The 3641-nt window shown below is 66.1% G+C and carries 6 protein-coding genes; 3 read left to right on the forward strand and 3 right to left on the reverse strand.

What is annotated here, in order from left to right; genetic code table 11:
* Positions 1–18 precede the first annotated feature (18 nt).
* Positions 19–1023, forward strand: a complete 1005-nt coding sequence (locus DBR22_RS21175; RefSeq protein ID WP_108600615.1) for an RluA family pseudouridine synthase — start codon at positions 19–21, stop codon at positions 1021–1023.
* On the opposite strand, the gene DBR22_RS21180 is transcribed toward DBR22_RS21175, so the two are convergent.
* Entirely contained in the window at positions 1004–1525 is a 522-nt protein-coding gene (locus DBR22_RS21180) for an O-acetyl-ADP-ribose deacetylase (protein WP_108600616.1), read from the reverse strand. The two genes, DBR22_RS21175 and DBR22_RS21180, sit on opposite strands and share 20 nt — an antisense overlap.
* A gap of 169 nt (positions 1526–1694) precedes the next feature.
* On the opposite strand from DBR22_RS21180, the gene DBR22_RS21185 reads away from it, so the two are divergent.
* Together DBR22_RS21185 and DBR22_RS21190 are read left to right on the forward strand one after the other, a co-directional pair.
* Complete coding sequence (locus DBR22_RS21185) at positions 1695–2315, forward strand: hypothetical protein (protein WP_108600617.1); 621 nt, start codon at positions 1695–1697, stop codon at positions 2313–2315.
* Positions 2316–2369: 54 nt separating this feature from the next.
* Entirely contained in the window at positions 2370–2987 is a 618-nt protein-coding gene (locus DBR22_RS21190) for a DedA family protein (protein ID WP_108600618.1), read from the forward strand.
* 27 nt (positions 2988–3014) lie between these two features.
* Here the strand turns inward: DBR22_RS21190 and DBR22_RS21195 are convergent, their stop codons facing one another.
* Together DBR22_RS21195 and DBR22_RS25275 are read right to left on the reverse strand one after the other, a co-directional pair.
* A complete protein-coding gene (locus DBR22_RS21195) occupies positions 3015–3320 on the reverse strand; it encodes a hypothetical protein (RefSeq protein ID WP_108600619.1) in 306 nt (101 codons plus the stop codon).
* A gap of 178 nt (positions 3321–3498) precedes the next feature.
* Positions 3499–3641: phosphoenolpyruvate carboxylase (locus DBR22_RS25275; protein ID WP_146187610.1), on the reverse strand; the 143-nt coding region annotated here is incomplete at its 5' end.

The raw sequence follows: 3641 nt of genomic DNA on the forward strand, positions 1-3641 counted from the left end.
AAGTAGAATGGACCGGTGATGCAATCCCCCCTTCCCGTGCGCGACGGCGTGAACGCCACCCGCCTGCGCCTGCCGGACGAGGGGCCGTGGACCACTGCCATGGACTACATGATGCACCGCTGGGGGCATATCGATCCGCAGGGCATCGAGGACAGATTCGACGCCGGCGAGATCGTCGGTGAGGGCGGCGCTCCATTGGACCGGGCCACCAGGCTCGAGGACCACACCTTCATCTGGTACTACCGCACCCTCCCGCTCGAAACACGGATTCCGGTGGAGCTGGACATCCTGCATCAGGATGAGCACCTGCTGGTGGTGGACAAGCCGCATTTCCTGCCCACTACCCCTGGCGGCACCTATATCCAGGAGTCGGCACTGGTGCGGCTTCGGAACCAGCTGGATCTCCCGGACCTGATCCCCATGCACCGCCTGGACCGCATGACCGCCGGCGTACTGCTGCTGTCCACGACTCCCGAAACCCGCGGCAACTACCAGGTGTTGTTCGAGAAGCGCCAGGTGCAGAAGGAATACGAGTGCGTCTCCGCCGCAGAGCCAGCGCCCGGCTACCCGGAAACCGGGTTTCCGGTGGTGGTGCGGAACCGGATGACCAAGTCCCGGAGCTACCTGCTGGCCGAAGTCATCGAGGGCGAGCCGAACGCGGAGACCCGGATCGAACGGCTGGAAACGTTCGACGGCGGCACTCAGCAAGGCGCCGCGGGCACCACCGCCGCTTCACTCCACGGCACGGGCTCCGTCCGCCTTGCCCGGTACCGCCTCGAACCGCACTCCGGGAAGACGCACCAGCTGAGGGTGCACATGGCATCGCTGGGCCTGGGAATCGTGAACGACGCGTTCTACCCGGACCTGCTGGACAAGGCGCCGGACGACTACTCCAAACCATTGCAGCTCCTGGCCCGGGGTATCCGGTTCGTGGATCCCATCAGCAGGGAGCCCGTGGAATACCGCAGCCGGCGCGAGCTCAGCGAGGCTGCCCCAATCGAGGCTACTCAAACACGGCCCTGAAGACTTCTTCCATCTCCGGGCCGAACAGCACGAACTCCACCACCTCCAGCGCACTGGAGGGGTGCGAGGCACCAAAGCCCGTGACGGCGTCGTACGCTGCTTCCGCAACCTGGCGCCCGCTCCAGCCGTAAACTCCCCCACCTACTGCGGGGAAAGCGAGCGATCCTGCCACCAGCGAGTCCGCCAGCCGCAGGCTTTCGCTGAAGCATGACACCAGCAGCGCCGGGTTGGTCTGCCCCGCACGCCGGTTGGGCCCAACGGTGTGGATCACCCAGCGTGCAGCCAGCTGGAAACCCGGAGTGGCGACGGCGGCGCCGGGTGCCAGCCCGTGGCGCAGTGCACTGTCGCGGAGTCCGCGGCAGGCAGCCAAAAGCTCGGGTCCGGCGGCGCGGTGGATGGCACCGTCCACTCCCCCGCCGCCGAGCAGGGTGGAGTTGGCCGCATTCACGATCGCGTCCACGGTGCGGGTGGTAATGTCGCCCTGCAGGATGGTGATCCGCATGCGGCCAGTTTCCCACTTACGGGGAGCGGCTCATAGGCCCTGCAGCTGCCCCTCCGGTTAGCCGGACCCCACCGAACACCGCGTCGATCCGGGTAGCACTGATGGCTTGACTTGATGCGTCCAGGTGCCACGATTGTTATCAGCCCTCCGCATCGAGCGAGGAAGCATTATGGACACACTTAGCGAGATCCCAGGGGACCGAACGGCCGCCAGGTTCGCGTACGCCTCGGCAGGTGTGGGCGTGGTCGGCGTGGCCACCCTCGGTGCCATGTACGCCATCGAAGTGCCAAAACAGGGACCGTACATCTTTGGCACCATCAATGACGTCACGGGAGGCATCTTCCACCTGATCAGCATCCCCGTGATAGTCCAGGTGCACCGCCGCCTTCGCCGCACGCCAGGGTCCGACGCTGCCATCTGGCTGGTGATCGCCGCAAGTGCGGCAGGATCCGCCAGCTCGTTCCTCCTGGTCTTCAAGAAGCTGGATTTCACGGCGTCCACCGGAATCAGCATCGGCGCGATGGCTGTCCAGGCAGGCTGGTTCCTGCTGGCCCACCGCGCGCTCCTGAAGTCAGGAGAATATCCCCGCGACCTGGCGAAGCTCGGACAGGCCATAGGAGGCGCAGTGGTGGCTGCGTTGCCCATTGCCGGGCTCGCCGCCGTCGAAAAGGCTCCGGCATGGATCAGGTGGGGCGTTGGCGGAGCAGGCATAGCCGCCGGGGCCGCGGCCTGGGTTGCCTGGCCGTACTGGTACCTGCGGGCGGCCCGGCACCTCAGCCACCGCGGTTGATCCGCCGCGGACCCGTGACGGTGGCGCCACCGGAAAGTGCGGTACTTTGTGGCCATGGACTTTGGCAACGCCGACAGCTGGGGGGCGGCGATCTACTTTTGGATCATCCCCATCGTCCTCGGCGACGCCATCTTCCCGCCCATCCCCTCCGAAATGGTGGTGATCACCGGCGGGGCACTCTCGGCTGACGGCCGCGCCAACGTTTTCCTGGTCGCAGCGTTATCGGCGCTGGCTTCCTGGATCGGCGACATCGTGGTGTTCCAACTGTTCAAGCGCCGGCTCAGCCATGTCCTGGACCGCTGGCGGTGGGGCCACAGGATTCATGTGGGGATGCATGAGGCCATCGCCAAGGCCGGCCGCTCCTCCACCTACGGAACCATCATCGGCGCCCGCTTCATCCCCGGCGGGCGGCTGGCAACCTCGGCCGCCGCCGGCATCGCGGACGTATCGGCACGCGGTTTCAGCCTCTGCGCCGGACTGGGCGCCGTGCTCTGGGCGAGCTGGCTGGTGGGCCTGGGCTACTTCACCGGATCGGCTACCAAGCTGCCTTTCTGGGCAAGTTCGCTGATCGGAGTGGCGCTCGGCCTGGTGATCGGCATCGTGGTGGGAATCATTGTCACCCGACGGCGCGGTACCCGCTCACCCGTGGACGAGCCCCTACCCGAAGACTAAGCCGCCGCCTGTCTAGGGCGGCGGGGATCAGATCGGAGCCCAGCGGCCGCGGTTCCGCCGGAGCACCATCAGTGAGCCGGTCAGGGCAACGCGTTCGACGGCGTCGCGCATCATGGCTGCCGACTCGCGCGCTTGCAGGTTCTCACCGCTGTATTCGGTGGGCTCCACGAGGAACCGGAGGTTCAGCTGGGGGACGCCGCCGGCAAGCTCCAGTTGGTTGGACTCCACGTGATGGCGGGTCTCCAGCGCCTCAACTGCCGCGGCCATCACAGCCTCGGGCGGGTTGCCAGGCTTCAGTCCGGTGATTTTCAGGCGGGTCTGGAACGAAGGCATGCCGCCAACCTTATCCCGGCAGGTTTCCCGTCCCAACATTCCCGACGCTCTCTCACTTAATGCAGGAAAAACCCTAACGCTCTCTCACTTTCTTGAGGAAAGTGAGAGAGCATCGGCGGAAAACCTGCATTAAGTGAGAGAGCGTCCTGGGGAAGCCGGCGGGTAGTGCCAGGGCGTCTTAGCCGGTGTTGCGGAGGCCGGCCGCCACACCGTTGACCGTGATGAGCATGGCGCGCTGAAGGCGTTCGTCAATCTCGGCGCCGCTGATGCTGCCGGTTTGAGCTGCGTTGTCCGCACGCACACGGCGGAGCAGTTCCACCT

Source organism: Arthrobacter sp. HMWF013 (genome assembly GCF_003061105.1).
Lineage (GTDB): Bacteria > Actinomycetota > Actinomycetes > Actinomycetales > Micrococcaceae > Arthrobacter.

Excerpts from the sequence above, each read along its gene's own strand:
- DBR22_RS21185 (WP_108600617.1), top strand. The coding sequence starts at position 1,695 with ATGGACACACTTAGCGAGATCCCAGGGGACCGAACGGCCGCCAGGTTC.
- DBR22_RS21195 (WP_108600619.1), bottom strand. The coding sequence starts at position 3,320 with ATGCCTTCGTTCCAGACCCGCCTGAAAATCACCGGACTGAAGCCTGGC.
- DBR22_RS21180 (WP_108600616.1), bottom strand. The coding sequence starts at position 1,525 with ATGCGGATCACCATCCTGCAGGGCGACATTACCACCCGCACCGTGGAC.
- DBR22_RS21190 (WP_108600618.1), top strand. The coding sequence starts at position 2,370 with ATGGACTTTGGCAACGCCGACAGCTGGGGGGCGGCGATCTACTTTTGG.
- DBR22_RS21175 (WP_108600615.1), top strand. The coding sequence starts at position 19 with ATGCAATCCCCCCTTCCCGTGCGCGACGGCGTGAACGCCACCCGCCTG.